The sequence below is a fragment of the Bacillus sp. hwrm1 genome (genome assembly GCF_040207805.1).
GTDB classification, from domain to species: Bacteria; Bacillota; Bacilli; order Bacillales; family Bacillaceae; genus Bacillus; species Bacillus velezensis.
Genome location: NZ_CP157943.1, coordinates 696,724 through 711,449, shown reverse-complemented (window position 1 = coordinate 711,449; position 14,726 = coordinate 696,724). Strand labels below are relative to the sequence as shown.

General features: G+C 48.4%; 18 protein-coding genes. 4 read left to right on the top strand and 14 right to left on the bottom strand.

Annotated features, from left to right (window positions below):
- Positions 1 to 48: 48 nt before the first annotated feature.
- The 4 genes from rnr to ABK447_RS03635 form a co-directional block, all read right to left on the bottom strand.
- A complete protein-coding gene (rnr, locus tag ABK447_RS03650; RefSeq protein ID WP_025285276.1) occupies positions 49 to 2,382 on the bottom strand; it encodes a ribonuclease R in 2,334 nt (777 codons plus the stop codon).
- An 18-nt stretch (positions 2,383 to 2,400) separates the two neighbouring features.
- The gene (locus ABK447_RS03645; protein WP_007409986.1) at positions 2,401 to 3,141 is read right to left on the bottom strand and encodes a carboxylesterase; all 741 of its coding nucleotides are present in this window, start codon (positions 3,139 to 3,141) and stop codon (positions 2,401 to 2,403) included.
- Positions 3,142 to 3,259: 118 nt separating this feature from the next.
- Positions 3,260 to 3,490 carry a preprotein translocase subunit SecG gene (secG, locus tag ABK447_RS03640; RefSeq protein ID WP_003151681.1) on the bottom strand — a complete coding sequence of 77 codons (231 nt, stop codon included), beginning with the start codon at positions 3,488 to 3,490 and terminating at the stop codon, positions 3,260 to 3,262.
- A gap of 123 nt (positions 3,491 to 3,613) precedes the next feature.
- Positions 3,614 to 3,799, bottom strand: coding sequence for a helix-turn-helix transcriptional regulator (locus ABK447_RS03635; RefSeq protein ID WP_087920807.1), 186 nt, complete (start codon positions 3,797 to 3,799; stop codon positions 3,614 to 3,616).
- A gap of 195 nt (positions 3,800 to 3,994) precedes the next feature.
- Here ABK447_RS03635 and ABK447_RS03630 point away from each other — a divergent pair, with 195 nt between their 5' ends.
- The 3 genes from ABK447_RS03630 to ABK447_RS03620 all read left to right on the top strand — a co-directional run bounded on the left by ABK447_RS03630 (position 3,995) and on the right by ABK447_RS03620 (position 5,260).
- Positions 3,995 to 4,405: a helix-turn-helix domain-containing protein gene (locus ABK447_RS03630; protein ID WP_003151677.1), complete on the top strand. Its 411-nt coding sequence runs from the start codon at positions 3,995 to 3,997 to the stop codon at positions 4,403 to 4,405.
- Positions 4,406 to 4,429: 24 nt separating this feature from the next.
- Positions 4,430 to 4,861 carry a helix-turn-helix domain-containing protein gene (locus ABK447_RS03625; protein WP_069007388.1) on the top strand — a complete coding sequence of 144 codons (432 nt, stop codon included), beginning with the start codon at positions 4,430 to 4,432 and terminating at the stop codon, positions 4,859 to 4,861.
- Between the two features lie 81 nt (positions 4,862 to 4,942).
- A complete protein-coding gene (locus ABK447_RS03620; RefSeq protein WP_003151672.1) occupies positions 4,943 to 5,260 on the top strand; it encodes a winged helix-turn-helix transcriptional regulator in 318 nt (105 codons plus the stop codon).
- 84 nt (positions 5,261 to 5,344) lie between these two features.
- Here the strand turns inward: ABK447_RS03620 and ABK447_RS03615 are convergent, their stop codons facing one another.
- The 9 genes from ABK447_RS03615 to ABK447_RS03575 form a co-directional block, all read right to left on the bottom strand.
- Positions 5,345 to 6,748 (bottom strand): HAMP domain-containing sensor histidine kinase, encoded by a 1,404-nt coding sequence (locus ABK447_RS03615; protein WP_015387701.1) that lies wholly within the window; start codon positions 6,746 to 6,748, stop codon positions 5,345 to 5,347.
- Positions 6,739 to 7,401 carry a response regulator transcription factor gene (locus ABK447_RS03610; RefSeq protein ID WP_007613820.1) on the bottom strand — a complete coding sequence of 221 codons (663 nt, stop codon included), beginning with the start codon at positions 7,399 to 7,401 and terminating at the stop codon, positions 6,739 to 6,741. The genes ABK447_RS03615 and ABK447_RS03610 overlap by 10 nt, the downstream gene beginning before the upstream one ends.
- A 21-nt stretch (positions 7,402 to 7,422) precedes the next feature.
- The gene (locus tag ABK447_RS03605) at positions 7,423 to 8,196 is read right to left on the bottom strand and encodes a lantibiotic immunity ABC transporter MutG family permease subunit (RefSeq protein ID WP_060562562.1); all 774 of its coding nucleotides are present in this window, start codon (positions 8,194 to 8,196) and stop codon (positions 7,423 to 7,425) included.
- Positions 8,193 to 8,927, bottom strand: a complete 735-nt coding sequence (locus ABK447_RS03600) for a lantibiotic immunity ABC transporter MutE/EpiE family permease subunit (protein ID WP_007409981.1) — start codon at positions 8,925 to 8,927, stop codon at positions 8,193 to 8,195. Before ABK447_RS03600 ends, ABK447_RS03605 begins: the two co-directional genes overlap by 4 nt.
- A complete protein-coding gene (locus ABK447_RS03595) occupies positions 8,924 to 9,637 on the bottom strand; it encodes a lantibiotic protection ABC transporter ATP-binding protein (protein WP_003151665.1) in 714 nt (237 codons plus the stop codon). Before ABK447_RS03595 ends, ABK447_RS03600 begins: the two co-directional genes overlap by 4 nt.
- A 110-nt stretch (positions 9,638 to 9,747) precedes the next feature.
- The gene (locus ABK447_RS03590; RefSeq protein WP_040238875.1) at positions 9,748 to 10,425 is read right to left on the bottom strand and encodes an ABC transporter permease; all 678 of its coding nucleotides are present in this window, start codon (positions 10,423 to 10,425) and stop codon (positions 9,748 to 9,750) included.
- 18 nt (positions 10,426 to 10,443) lie between these two features.
- Complete coding sequence (locus ABK447_RS03585) at positions 10,444 to 11,361, bottom strand: osmoprotectant ABC transporter substrate-binding protein (protein WP_015240602.1); 918 nt, start codon at positions 11,359 to 11,361, stop codon at positions 10,444 to 10,446.
- Between the two features lie 14 nt (positions 11,362 to 11,375).
- Positions 11,376 to 12,029 carry an ABC transporter permease gene (locus ABK447_RS03580; RefSeq protein ID WP_007409977.1) on the bottom strand — a complete coding sequence of 218 codons (654 nt, stop codon included), beginning with the start codon at positions 12,027 to 12,029 and terminating at the stop codon, positions 11,376 to 11,378.
- A gap of 16 nt (positions 12,030 to 12,045) precedes the next feature.
- A complete protein-coding gene (locus ABK447_RS03575) occupies positions 12,046 to 13,191 on the bottom strand; it encodes a betaine/proline/choline family ABC transporter ATP-binding protein (RefSeq protein WP_100001613.1) in 1,146 nt (381 codons plus the stop codon).
- Positions 13,192 to 13,476: 285 nt separating this feature from the next.
- On the opposite strand from ABK447_RS03575, the gene ABK447_RS03570 reads away from it, so the two are divergent.
- Complete coding sequence (locus tag ABK447_RS03570) at positions 13,477 to 14,010, top strand: GbsR/MarR family transcriptional regulator (protein ID WP_003151660.1); 534 nt, start codon at positions 13,477 to 13,479, stop codon at positions 14,008 to 14,010.
- Positions 14,011 to 14,043: 33 nt separating this feature from the next.
- Here the strand turns inward: ABK447_RS03570 and opuCD are convergent, their stop codons facing one another.
- On the bottom strand, positions 14,044 to 14,718 hold the full coding sequence (opuCD, locus tag ABK447_RS03565) for a glycine betaine/carnitine/choline/choline sulfate ABC transporter permease OpuCD (protein WP_012118473.1): 675 nt from the start codon (positions 14,716 to 14,718) through the stop codon (positions 14,044 to 14,046).
- Between the last annotated feature and the right edge of the window lie 8 nt (positions 14,719 to 14,726).

The window sequence follows — 14,726 nt, the reverse complement described above, 5'->3', positions numbered from 1 at the left end:
TTGCGAAAGAAAGCAAACAGAGCATTTTGCCCCATTTGCTTTTCGCATTTACTTCTTCTTTTTGCGTTTTTGTTTCGGCGCGTTTTGGAAACCGCGTTTTTTCTTTTTCTTCTTCGGTTTTGTAAACCATTCCCCTTTTTCCTCCGATTTCGGCGGTGAAGCCGGGGTATTGCTGTTTAACACACGTTTCCGCGCCGGTCTGCCGCGTTTTCTGCGGTCGCCTGTCGTTTCTCTCGGACGGCGGGTGCCTTTCATGCCGACAATTTCAAAGTCGATGTTTCTCTCATCTTTATTGACGTCGACGACTTTGACCGTGATTTCATCTCCGATCCGGTAAACGTTGCCCGTGCGTTCGCCGATCATGGCGAAATGCTGCTCGTCAAAACGGTAATAATCATCCGTCATAAAGCTGACGTGCACAAGACCTTCAATCGTATTCGGCAGCTCGACAAACATTCCGAAATTCGTGACGGAACTGATCATGCCGTCAAATTCCTCGCCGATTTTATCAAGCATATATTCCGCTTTTTTCAGATCGTCCGTTTCCCGCTCTGCATCAACGGCGCGCCGTTCCATCGTTGACGTATGGTCAGCGATTTCCGGAAGGCGTTCGGCCCACTTTTCTTGAGTCGCTTCGTCCGATTGTCCGTTGATCAAATACGTTCTGATCAGCCTGTGAACGATTAAGTCAGGATAGCGGCGGATCGGCGATGTGAAGTGCGTATAAAATTCAGTCGCCAGCCCGAAATGGCCCAAGCTGTGCGGGTCGTATTTCGCCTGCTTCATGGAACGGAGCATGACGGTTGAAATCACCGTTTCTTCCGGACGGTCCCGCACTTCATCAAGAATGCTTTGCAGCGCGCGCGGATGAATGTCTCCGGCTTTTCCTTTAACGATATAACCGAATGTCGTGACGAACTCCAAGAACTTTTGCAGTTTTTCGGCGTTCGGCTCTTCGTGAATCCGGTAAATAAACGGCACGTTCATCCAATGGAAGTGCTCGGCCACCGTTTCGTTTGCGACAAGCATGAATTCTTCAATCAGCTTTTCCGCTACTGAGCGCTCTCTGATGACGACGTCTTTAACGGCGCCTTCCTCATCGACGAGCACTTTCGCCTCTTTGAAATCAAAATCCACGGCGCCGCGGTCCATCCGTTTCGCTCGGAGAATTTCGGCCAGACGTTCCATGTCTTTAAACATCGGGACGAGCGGCTCATATCTTTCTTTCAGCTCGGCGTCGTCTTCTGTGAGGATCCGGTTGACATCTGAATAGGTCATTCTTTCCGTCGTTTTAATGACGCTTTGGAAGATCTCGTGCTCTGTTACCTGCCCCTGCTGGTTGATTGTCATTTCGCAGGAAAGCGTCAGCCGGTCGACCTTCGGATTTAAAGAACAGATTCCGTTAGACAGTCTGTGCGGAATCATCGGAATGACCCGGTCAACCAAGTACACGCTTGTCCCTCTTTCCAGCGCTTCTTTGTCAATCGGGGAATTCTCCGTGACGTAATGGCTGACGTCCGCAATATGGACGCCGAGCTTGTAGCTGCCGTTATCAAGCTTTGTCACGGTGACGGCGTCATCCAGATCCTTCGCATCCGCGCCGTCAATGGTGACAATGACCTGATCGCGGAGATCACGGCGGTCTTTGATGTCTTTTTCATCGATGGTATCCGGCGTACTTGTTGCCTGCTCCATCGCTTCAGCCGGAAAATCTCCCGGCAGGCCGTGCTTATGGATGATTGATAAAATATCGATGCCCGGATCATTTTTATGGCCGAGTATTTCAACGATTTCTCCTTCGGCGTTCATTCTGCCTTCAGGGTAGCTTGTCAGTTTGACGACGACTTTATGGCCTTCCGCAGCGCCGTTATTGGCATGTTTCGGAATAAAAATATCACTCGTGATTTTCTTATCATCCGGGATGACAAAACCGAAACTTTTCGTTTCTGTGTATGTGCCCACGACGCGATCGATGCTTCTTTCCAAGATGCGGATGACCGTGCCTTCCTGTCTCGATCCGCTTGACTGGGAATTGAGCCGCACCATGACGATATCGCCGTTCATGGCCGTATTCAGCTCATTCGGCGGAATAAACACGTCGCTTAAAGAGGTATCCTCCGGCAATAGAAACGCGAATCCCTTTGCATGCGCGGAAATTTTTCCTTTTACTAAATTCATTTTTTCCGGAAGCCCGTAGCGGTTGCTTCTGGTGCGGACGATCTGTCCCGTCTCCTCGAGCGCCACCAGCGCTTTTACCAGCTCTTTAAATTCATCTGCTTCCGTGATGTTCAGCATCTCCTCGAGTTCCTGTACGGTAAGGGGCTTGTACGCCTCTTCCTTCATAAACGCGAGAAGACGGTCCATAAACGCTTCTTTTTCCATTATTCGACCTCCTGTTTGTTACCAATCGAGTTTCTCTAAAAATTCGTACACATCCTGATGAACGAGGTCCCGTTCTTTATCGAGCGTAATGACATGACCTGATTCTTCATACCATTTCAGCTGTTTGTCGTCCGTTTCCACCTCGTTGTAAATGATGTTCGCACTTTCTGTATTAATCATATGGTCATGCCGTGCCTGAACCACAAATGTCGGGGAATAGATCATGTCGACGTTTTTGCGCACATCGGCAATCAGCTCCTGAAGCGATTTGAGCGTATTCATCGGTGTTTTTTCAAACTCCTTCATTTCCTTTTCAATCTGCTCCGGCTGTTTTCCTTCGAATTTTTTATAATTGCGCGCGTAGGAGAGAACTCCTTCGTACATAACCTCTTCACTTTTAATGTGCATCGGCGCACACATAGGAACAATTCCCTTTATGGGTACAGTGTAACCCAATTTCAATGAAAAAACCCCGCCAAGCGACAGTCCGCAGGCCGCAATGTTTTCATAGCCTTCAGACCGTAAATATTCATAACCGTCCATGACGTCTTTCCACCAATCTTCAGGCCCTGTATGTACCAGCTCTTCCGGCGGAACGCCGTGCCCTTTATATTGAGGCGCGTGACAAGTGTAGCCGCGCTCATTCAAGTAGCGGCCGAGCATTCTGACGTCTGCCGTATTTCCCGTAAATCCGTGCAGCAGAAGCACCGCTTTGTCTCCGCCTTTAAATGTAAATGGTTTTGGTGTCACAATTTTCATGCTCATAACCCCTTTTTTGCACATTCAATTTAGTTTTCCACAGTTTTGCGAGAAACAAACGCCGTCTCTCAACAAGAAAAAGGCCTGATATTAAATCAGACCTTATACAAACATTGCCTTATACGATATACGCCAGCGAAATCGTCAACACGAAAAACAAGACTGCCAGCACAACGGTTGTGCGGTGAAGAATCAGATCAAGGCCCCTTGCTTTCTGTTTTCCGAAAAGCTGCTCCGCCCCGCCTGAAATTGCACCCGATAAACCGGCGCTTTTGCTGGTTTGAAGCAATACGACAATAATAAGTGCAATACTGACGATGACCAATAAGGTAATCAATAATGTGTGCATCCCATACACCTCCAGACTGACTGGCCTACATTGCTTCTATTTTACATGAAAAACAAAGGCATGTCACGCCGTATCGGTGCACATCATGTCAGAAAAACGGAAATGCGTTTGAGTCTTCCATCATCATTGACTTTTGTCAACAAAGTCGTAGTAAAAAAGATCTTCAAATTTCATGTCAAAGTAATAGAGCATTTTTCCGATGACCAGCTGGCCCGGCCTCCGCTCTCCATTCAGTACACGGCTCAGTGTGGCGGGAGATATTCCGATCTCCAGGGCGAGCTGGTTTAACGAGTAGTCATTATTGACCATATACTGCAGCACATAATCTCTTCTGATCTGTATCTTTTCGACCACTTTCTTCACCTTCCGTTCTGTCAAATACTTTCTTTCTTATACATAAGATACGGCTTTTGTTAACTTTTGTCAATACTTTTCCAGCCTGGCTATTCCCTTTAGTCAATAAACATACTAGAATATAAATAGACCGCGGGAGGGGGAGAGACTGTGGAAAGCTTCGGGAAACAATTGCGGACATTGCGGGAAAAAAGGCATCTGACAGTGAACCAGCTGGCAACGTATTCAGGCGTCAGCGCCGCGGGAATCTCGCGGATTGAAAACGGCAAACGCGGGGTGCCGAAACCTGCAACCATTAAAAAGCTCGCAGATGCGTTAAAAATCCCGTATGAGGAACTGATGCAGACGGCGGGATACATAGAGACCGTTCAGGAAACGAGAGCCCCGTACGACACGGGCTGCACCTTGCTGGAAAAAGCCGAAACGTATGAGCTGCATGATTTATCCCTATTGGAGCGGGAGAACTGGCGGCACCTGTCGAAAGAAGACTTGGTTCTGCTTGATAAATACTTTGCGTTCTTATCGGCTGAAGCCAAAAAAAGAACAAATGAAGACTCATGACTTTGCACATGTGAGGCGATCTTATTGAACACATTCGGAAAGCAATTAAGAGAGCTGCGCCGCGCCCGGAAGCTTACCGTCAATCAGCTTGCCGTCTATTCCGGCGTCAGCTCGGCGACCATTTCCAGAATTGAAAACGGGCACCGCGGCATTCCTAAACCCGCGACCATCCGAAAATTGGCGGACACATTAAAAATTCCGTACGAGGAGTTAATGGCGCGGGCCGGACACATCAAGGCATTTCAGGAAGAAATCCGCGAAACCTCCGAAAGCTATCAATCCATCTGCGCCATCTATCAGACCGCCGTTGACAGAGGCGCGGACCATCTGCCGCTGTTTGACAGCAAAAAGTGGCAGCATTTCACAAAAGAAGATATTGAAAGCGTCAGCAAATACTTTGATTTTATCGCGGCTGAAGCGAAAAAGCGCTCCCCGGATTCCTCATCCTCTTTTTGATCCTCTCCTCAACTTAACAAGCGCCAGACGTACGTTCCCTCCGATTTTGCGGTATAATAGCAGAAGACGAGGTGAAAAAGCATGAACCAATCAGAAATGTGCCCCAGATTCGAAAAAGCGGTCGACATCCTAAGTAAACGCTGGGTGGCTCTAATCGTCTTTCAGTTATTGAACGGACAGCAGCGATTTAGCGAAATTGAAGCGGCGCTTCCGAATTTAAGCGGAAGAGTCTTGTCAGAACGTCTGAAAGAACTTGAAACAGAAGGTGTCATCAAACGGGATGTTATCCCCGAAACGCCTGTCCGCATTGAGTATTCTTTAACGGAAAAAGGCTGCGCATTAGCCCCTATTTTAGAGGAAATTTCCAAGTGGTCTTCAACATGGATTGATCCTTCCTGATAAACTCTTTTCCGCATAAGCGGCTGATCTCTCAAACGGACAGCCGTTTTTATTTTTGCTTTTCTTAAACAGAAAAACAAGCCCTCAGGCGTGCAGGGCTTGTTTTTGTCTGACGCCTTCCAGCGGAATTCGAATCTCCGCCCGGGCTCCTCCAGACTCCTGATTTTCAAGTATTAATTCGCCGTGGTGAAGATGTACGACATGATGGGCGAATGTAAGCCCCATGCCGTGATGCCCCGCCGAATGTCTGCTTTTATCTTCCGTGTAAAAAAGCTGTGTCGCTCTTTTCAGCGCTTCCGGCGAGAACCCGCTTCCGCTGTCGGATACGGCGAGATGGAGGGCGGAATCGGTGCACAGGACGTCCACACGGATTTCCCCTCCTTCCGGCGTATAGTCGACGGCATTTGCCGCGATATTCATGACCGCCCTGTGGAGCAGCTCATGATCGATCGGCGCTTCTATTCGGTCAATTCCCCGTTCGCTGAGGACGAGATCAATCTGTTTCGGCCCCGCAAGCGCCGCCGCGTCACGATATATGTTTTGAATCCACTCTTTGAGGTCGGTATATTCCACATGAACGGCAACTGCCTCCTCCGCTTTAGAAAGCTGGATCAGCTGCCCGACATAATGCTCGATTTTGTTTCCGGCATCCAGAATATACTGCGCATATTCCGCCTGCTCCTCATCAGGTTCTGTTAACTGAAGCAGCTCGGCATTTCCTTTAATGATCGTTGCCGGAATTTTAATATCATGCGCAAGCGCGCCGATTTGTTCTTTCTTAATCCGCTCCGCCTCCCATTGCGCCGCCAGAGATGCCTGAAGCGCGTCTTTCATTTTCAGCAGAGAGTCAATGACATCGTCAAATTCTTTTATACGCGACCTTTTTGGATTGATATTTAAATTCTGTTTTTGAATGCTTGCCGTAATGGAGCTGAGTGTGCTGAAATGCCGTCTCAGCTGATTGGCGAAACGCGTCGTCACAATAAAAACGGTCAAAAGAAGCAAAGTGATCAGAATCGTAAGACCCGTCCATTCATAATTCGGCAGATAGCGCCTTAACAGCGGCGACTGAAATTCCGACCTGAGTGAATATTGGAGAACGCCGTATTCATCTTTCCGATTTATCACCATGAATCCTTTTTGAGCATAATTAAAATACGGCTGATGCTGAATCTTTTTTCTCGCGTTGGCCGCATCTTGTTCCGTCATCGTTCCTTTTGTCATCCGCTTTGTTTTTTTATCAAAAACGGCGTATGTCATACCTGCGGGGATCATGTCTTCTGTTATCTTTTCCGCTGATTTCAGGCGGGGTTTGATCTGTTCCGCCTCATGCTCGCTGTAGTTTGCGGGCAGGATCGCTCCGGCATTCATAGCAATGGCATTTAAGGCGACACATAATGCCGCCACCCCCATCGTGCTCAGACACAGTGTGATCGTAAATTTGACAAGCTCTTTGCGGATGCTGGATTTTCCTTTTGCTATTCCCATTTGTATCCGACACCCCACACCGTTTTGATCGGATCAGCCCCGTGTTCTTTACATTTTTTCCGGATGGTTCTGATAAACTCCGTAATGGTTGAATAGAGCGCATCGCCGTCCAAGCCGTACACTTCCTCGTAAATCTGCTCCCGTGAGAATGTTCTGTTTTTATGCTGTGCCAGACATTCAACGATTTTATATTCGTTTTTCGTAAGAGGCAGTTTCCGGTCATCAATCCATACTTCTTTATTGTCAAAATCAAACATGAAGCCTGATATCAGCCGTTTCGTCTGATGCTTTTCCCGCCGTTCCCTTCTGACATGCGCGTTTACCCTTGCCATCAATTCCTGTACGCCGAACGGCTTTGTGATGTAATCATCAGCGCCTGTCATGAGGCCTTTCACAATGGATTCTTCGTCAGACTTTGCCGTTAAAAACAGGATCGGGCTGTCCACCAGCGGCCGAATCCGCCGGCAGAGTTCAATCCCGTCTGTTCCGGGCATCATGACATCAAGAAGAATCAAATCATAGCCTTGAAAAAAATCCAATGACTGATCCTCCGCTTTTTCCAGAATCGTTACTGTATGCTGATCACGCTGTAAAATGTTTCTGATCAGAACGAGAATATCTTTTTCATCATCAATTGCTAAAATGTTTGCCACCGGCCGAATCGCTCCTTGCCTTTATTCATATGAACGCCGCCCTTCCCATCTTCTGCACCAATAGAGGCCGGCCAGACATAATATCACTATAGAAAAATATAACATTATTTCTCCGAATCTCATATCGTATCTTACATAAGGGAGGAACTCTTTTTTGACTTTGTCAAAATGCAGCAGTCCTGCAAGGCCCGAAAGCCGCACGCTCCATGCCCACGGGAAAAAACGCCAGATGGTATCGCCAAGTCCCGTATTCATGAGCGCCGCCATTAATAAACCCGCTCCCCCTAAAAGCCCGGACGGTCCCATGCCGTACTTTATGCCGACAAAAAAAGACATCATATAAAGCGGTATACTGCCGGCAATCAGCCACGCCCCTCCTTTTAAAAAGAGAAGATACGGGAGATCATTGATGTGAAGAACAAATTTCATCCCCGCCAAATAAAGACAGATGGCAAGACCTGCCGATAACACATTCAATAGGAGCAGCAAAAGCAGCTTTCCCGCAAAACTGATAATTTTAGAATACGGAACCGCCAGCATCATCTGAAAATGACCCGCCTGTTCCTCGACGGAGGCAGACATGCCGCAGACAATACTGATGATGAAAGGGTATAAAACGGCAATCGCGCTGAAGAAGACGCTGTACAGCACATAAGGCTCCTGAATCCTTCCATACATCATATATAACAGGAAAAATCCCGCGCATAAAACCGGCGCCGCAGCATGCATCCATATGAGCGGCGTGCGCTTCATTTTTAATACATCGGCCCATATATATCGTAAAAGCACGGTCATGACCGGTTTCCCCCTTTTGAAAAAGACACGGCGGAAACAAAACTTACCGCGATAAAAGAAAGAATAGAAAGAATAATAGCCGGAATGATCACGTTTCCGTTTAATAAGCCGCTGTTTGCAGGAAGCGGAATTCCGTTCGGATGGATCCCGAGAATCGGTGACATCACCCGGACTGACCAGCTCCATGGACTCAGCCACCACAATGAACCTGACGCCGGCACAATGCCTAAAACAAAGGCGGCGATCATATTCATGAGGATGACTGCCGTAAACCCGAACTGTCTGGCAATCCATAAGCAGAACGGAATTTCCCAAAGCGTAGACAGCCACAAAAGGGAGCTTGCTTCAATACCTTTCAGCTGAACCGCAGCAATTGCCGGAAACATAAGGCCAAGCAAAAACATGATGACTAAAAAGACGATTTGCGACAGGAGTGAATACAGCGCGATCAAGCTTATTTTTGAGAACCATATGCTCTTCAAGTCAGCCGGCAGTGAGTACACCGCACGGTCATTCGCAGATTTTTTCTCTTTTTTAACAGATAAACCGCACATTAGAGCAATCATGAGCGGCATGAAAATAACCGCCCACCAATTGAACGTGCCCGTCATAAAATAGGCGGCATTCAGCAGAAAAGAAAAAGCCGTGTTCAGAAGCGGAATCAGAATGATCAGCTTTCTGATAAATGTTCTTTTAGATGTAAGATGTTCCGCCTGCATGTACTGAATCATTTCCCTGTCCCCGCTTTCTCCCGTGTTGATTTGACTACCTCCAGAAACAGCCGCTCCAGATCGTCTTCCCGGCTGATTTCTCCCTGATATCCTAAAACGCCGTCACTGATGATTCCGATATGGTCTGCGATCTGCTCGACTTCTGATAACAGGTGGCTAGATAAAATAACCGTCATTCCCTGTCCGGGCAGAGAGCGGATAAATTCCCGCAAATCCTGAATTCCCATCGGGTCCAATCCGTTTGTCGGCTCATCAAGAATTAAGAGCGACGGACGGTTTAATAATGCTAACGCAATGCCGAGACGCTGCTTCATTCCCATAGAAAATTGTCCGGCGCGCTTTTTTCCGGTTCCCGTTAATCCCGTGATTTCCAGCACTTCCGCAATTCTTGAATCAGGCAGTCCGAGCATCACGCAGCGGACTTTCAGATTTTCAGCGGCTGTCAGGTTGCTGTAAAGCGGCGGCGCTTCAATCAGGGAACCGATGCTTTTCAAATCTTCGCGCTTCCATGTATGTCCGTCGAACAGAACCTCGCCGGATGTTTGCTGCAGCATGCCGGTCAATATTTTAAGTGTCGTTGATTTTCCCGCGCCGTTCGGACCGAGCAGGCCGTATATACTGTTGCGTTTTACTGATAGAGACACATCAGCCACTGCCTGTTGTCTGCCGAATGATTTTTGCAGCTGTCTCGTTTCTATGATGTTGCTCATTTGATTACCCCTCTGCTTTGTTATTTGATAAGTAAGACTTTACAGCGCAGTTATCAAAATTTAATCAAGAAATCAAAAAAAAGCATCCTTCACGCGGAAGAATGCTTTTTTCATGAGGCTGAGCGTACGATCAGCTTTCTTTTTTGTTTTTTCACCGGGCTGAGGGCTCGTTCCAGCCACGCCATCAGCAGGTCTGCGGCTACCGCCATCAGCGCGGTCGGGATGGCGCCCGCCAAAATAATGGCGGTTCCGTTTGTCGCGTTCGACCCTCTGACGATCATATCGCCGAGGCCGCCCGCCCCGACGAAGGTGCCGATCGCCGTGATGCCGATGGCAATGACGAGCGCCGTTCGGAGACCCGCCATAATGACGGAAAGCGCAAGCGGCAGCTCCACCATACGAAGGATTTGGTATTTCGTCATGCCCATCGCTTTTCCCGACTCGAGATAAGCGTGCTCGATATTGATAATGCCCGTGTGCGTATTTCTGAGAATCGGCAGCAGTGAATACAAAAACAAAGCCGTGATGACCGTATTGGCGCCGAGTCCCATGACGAGCATCAGGACGGCGAGCATCGCAAGCGCCGGAACGGTTTGAATCACGTTCGCCACAGCAAACACCCAGCCGGCGAGACGCCCGTGCCTTGCTGTCACAATTCCGGCCGGAATGGCGAGAATGGCGGCGAAAACGACGCCGTACGCCGACATGAGAAAGTGCCGCCAGCACTCATACAGAACATAACTGCCGTTTTGAGCATAATACGTAAACAGCTCCTTCATCGTGTCCATCCGCACATCTCCTTTCCGTTATTCAAAGTAATGATGTTTTTCTAAATATTCCTTGGCCACGACGGACGGCTCTTTTAATCGGCCGTCAACTTCGTAATTCATTTTCTGCATCATCTTTGTATCAATCGCGCCGATCATTTTATTGATCACACCCTCCAGTTCGGGATGCTCTTTTAATACTTGATCCGGAACGACGGGTGAACAGTCATACGGAGGAAAGAACCGCTTATCATCCTTCAACGTTTTCAGTCCGTAAGCGATGATTCTTCCGTCGGTGGAATAAGCGAGCGCGATATCCATCTTTCTGCTTTTCAGCGCGTCGTAAACAAGGCCGATCTGCATCGGATACGTGCCTTCAAATGACATTCCGTATGTGTTCATAAAATCCTGATATCCGTTGCCTCTCAGCTTCATCCAATAGTTATCGACGCCGAATTTCAGATGAGACGCTTCTTTTTTGACATCGGATACCGATTCTAAATGGTACTTGCGGGCAAGCTGTCCGGAAACGGTAAAGACGTATGTATTATCAAAGCCGTAAGAATCAAACCATTTCATGTCATATCTGTTTTGAAATTCACGCTGAACGAGCCGCAGCGCTTTGTCCGGGTCTTTTTCCGGCTCCATGCGAAGCGTCCCGGTCAGCGCGTCTCCTGTATAGCGCGTCGCGGCGATATCAATATCACCGTTTATCAAGGATTGCTGCTGTACGGCATTGGAGCCGAGATTTTTAATAACCGTTGTCTTCAACCCGCTGTGATGTTCGATCATCTGTCCGAGCATGCTCGCGATGATTTCTGATTCGGTCATGCTTTGCGCACCGATTTTGATGGTATCCTCCGACGCGGCGCTCAATCCCGGGAGCGAACAGCCGCCAAGGAGCAGCATGCCGATACAGGCGATTGCGAGCAGCCGTTTTTTGCATCTATTCCCCATGAGAGACCTCCTCCTTATGAAGCGTCCTTTATGCTTTTCAGCCCGTCAGGCGTGACTTTCCGTTCTGTCATCCCCAGCATGTAATCGACGGCTGCCGCCAGCACTGTGACCGGAACGGCGCCTGCGATAATATACTCCGGCTGATAAAGGTTTAAGCCGATAAAAATGTAATCTCCCAGCCCGCCTCCGCCGATAAAGGAGGCGAGCGTCGCCCAGCCGATTAAATAAATCGAAGACGTCCTGATGCCCGCCATGATGACCGGAGCGGCAAGCGGGAGCTCTACAAGCCTGATCTGCTCCCATGCCGTCATGCCGATTCCTTTTCCCGATTCCAAAAGATGCCGATTGACGCCGAGAATCCCCGTATACGTGTTTCTGAGAATCGGCAGCATCGAATAGAAAAACAGCGCCGCAACGGCCGGGATCTTTCCTACGCCTAAAAGCGGAATAAAAAACGCAAGAATGGCAAGGCTCGGCAAAGTTTGAATGATGTTGACGATGCCGATGACGGCGCCGGCTCCTCTTTTCATCCTCGTCAGCAGGACGCCGAGCGGAACGGCGGCGAGAATGCCCGCCATGACGGCGATTAATGAGATGTACAGATGCTCCCATGTTTTATAAAGCATCTCTCCTCCATTTGCCTGTAAAAATTGCACGGTCTGATTCATATCAATTGAAGCCTCCTCATGACATCACCGCGAGCTGATTCTCTTCTCCCCAGATGGAGTCATAGACGATGTCAACGAGGCTTGCCCTTGTCACGATTCCCGTTAGCCGGCCGGCTTCATCAAGGACCGGCACAAATTTCATGCCTCTTTTTAAAATTTTATGGACGGCGTCGCGGAGCAGAGTGCCGCTTCTGACCGTGTACAGATCCCGGTCAAGCACTTCCGCGACGGTTACCGCTTGTCTTCGTTTGCGGTCAATCATCTCCACATCGACATAACCTTGGAGAACGTTCTTTTCATCAATGACGAGCAGCGAATCCACCCGCTCGGCACGCATCAGCTGAATGGCGGCTGACAGTGTTTTCTCAGGTGTTACCGTCACGGGATCGGGATTCATGATCTGCTCCACCCGTTCAATATCAGGGCTGGATGATTGGATCAGCCGTTCCTTGCCGATAAACTCCTCAACAAATTCATTCGCCGGAAATCTGAGAATCTCATCAGGCGTTCCGGCCTGGACGATTTCTCCCGCTTTCAGAATGACGATTCTGTCCGCAAGCTTGATGGCTTCGTCCATATCATGGGTAACAAATACGATGGTTTTATGTAAGGTTTTTTGCAGTTTTTTAAATTCTTCCTGAAGGGAATCTCTCGTAATCGGGTCAAGCGCCCCGAACGGTTCATCCATTAAGATGAGCGGCGGCTCTGCGGCAAGTGCCCGTAATACACCTATTCGCTGCTGCTGTCCTCCGCTCAGTTCATGAGGGTAACGGTCTAAATATTCAGGCCCCATATCAACGAGCTTTAAAAGCTCCCGCGCCCGTTCCTTCCATTTTTCGGCAGGATGCTTTAAAAGCTTCGGAACGAGCGTAATGTTCTGCTGAATGGTCATATGCGGAAACAGCCCGATCTGCTGGATGACATAGCCGATGCTTCTTCTGAGTTCCACCGGGTCTTGTTCCATAATGTTTCGGCCTTCTATCAGGATTCTGCCTTCTGTCGGTTCAATTAAGCGGTTGATCATTTTCATCGTCGTCGTTTTGCCGCAGCCGCTCGGCCCGATAAAACAAATAAATTCGCCTTTGGCGATATTCAGGTTGATGCTGTTGACGGCTTTTTTCCCGCCTTTATACATTTTCGAGACATTTTCTAATGTCAGCAAACACTCACACCTCCACGATTAAGTTTATTCAATTCGTTAAATTCAAATTTAACTTTTCAGACAATTGAACGTTTTCCATTATAAATTAAACTTTGTAAATTAAAAAGTTTACAATTTGTCCATATTATATATAAAGGTTGTGTAAGCACTGATTAACCCGTATTGACCGGCAAAGTTCTTCTTATTGCTCCGGATTACTGCCAAATTCTCTCGGAAGAGCATTTCCGCCGGTTTAAAAATGTGGTATATTGACATCGGAATTGCTGACTGAAAGGATTGAAACTGTTGGAGAAAGATCCGTTACACGTAATCGAACAAGCTGAAGATCATTTGATAGAACGAATCGCTGAAAATATGCATACATTCGGAATGCCCGCGACGGTGGGGCGCATTTTAGGCATTATTTATATGAACCGCAAGCCGATGACCTTAACTGAATTATCAGAAGCGACCGGCATGAGCAAGACGAGAATGAGCCAGGCGGTCCGTGAAATGCTTGACGTCAATCTGGCGGAAAAAGTGTTTGAAAAAGGCGTCCGCAAAGATTTATACGACGTCGAGCAGGATTATTACCAAACCTTTATTACGCTGTTTACGGCCACATGGAGCAAGGTCGTCAGCAAAAATAAAATGATGCATAAAAAGCTGAACCGCGAACTGACGGCCGTCCTTGAAAACGGCGTGCCGGAAGAAGCTGAGGAAAAAATCAACGAACTGCTGAAAGAATTAAAGGATTGGCTAGATTACTACAACTGGATCAGCCGTCTGATCGAGTTTTTTGAAAGCGAAGAAATTTTCAAGCATGTTCCGAAGCCATAAGAAAAAAACGCCCTGATCCGCAAGGCGTTTTTTTCATGCCGCATTCGGCGCTTTGGTTCGTTTTTTCTTTCTCACCGGACTCAGCGCCCGCTCCAGCCATGCCATCACAAGATCTGCGATAACGGCCATCAGCGCTGTCGGAATGGCGCCGGCCAAAATAATCGCGGTTCCGTTCGTGGCGTTTGAGCCCCTGACAATAATGTCACCGAGTCCGCCCGCGCCGACAAACGTACCGATTGCCGTAATGCCGATCGCGATGACGAGCGCCGTCCGCAGCCCCGCCATGATGACGGAAAGCGCAAGCGGCAGCTCCACCATGCGGAGCACCTGAAATTTGGTCATGCCCATCGCTTTTCCCGATTCAAGATAAGCGTGTTCAATGCTGGCGATTCCCGTGTACGTATTCCGGATGATCGGAAGAAGCGAATATAAAAACAGCGACAATATCACCGTATTGGCGCCGAGCCCCATGACGAGCATCAGCACCGCAAGCATCGCAAGCGCCGGCACGGTCTGAATCACGTTTGTCACCGCGAATACCCAGCCGCTTAATGTTCTGTGCCTGGCAATGAAGATGCCGAGCGGAACCCCAACGATCGCCGCAAATAAAACGCCGTATACCGACATGAGAAAATGGCGGTAAAACTCCTGAAGCACATAGGCGCCGTTTTGAGAATAATAAGTGCCGAGCTGCTGCAGCACTTCCATTTGCCCCA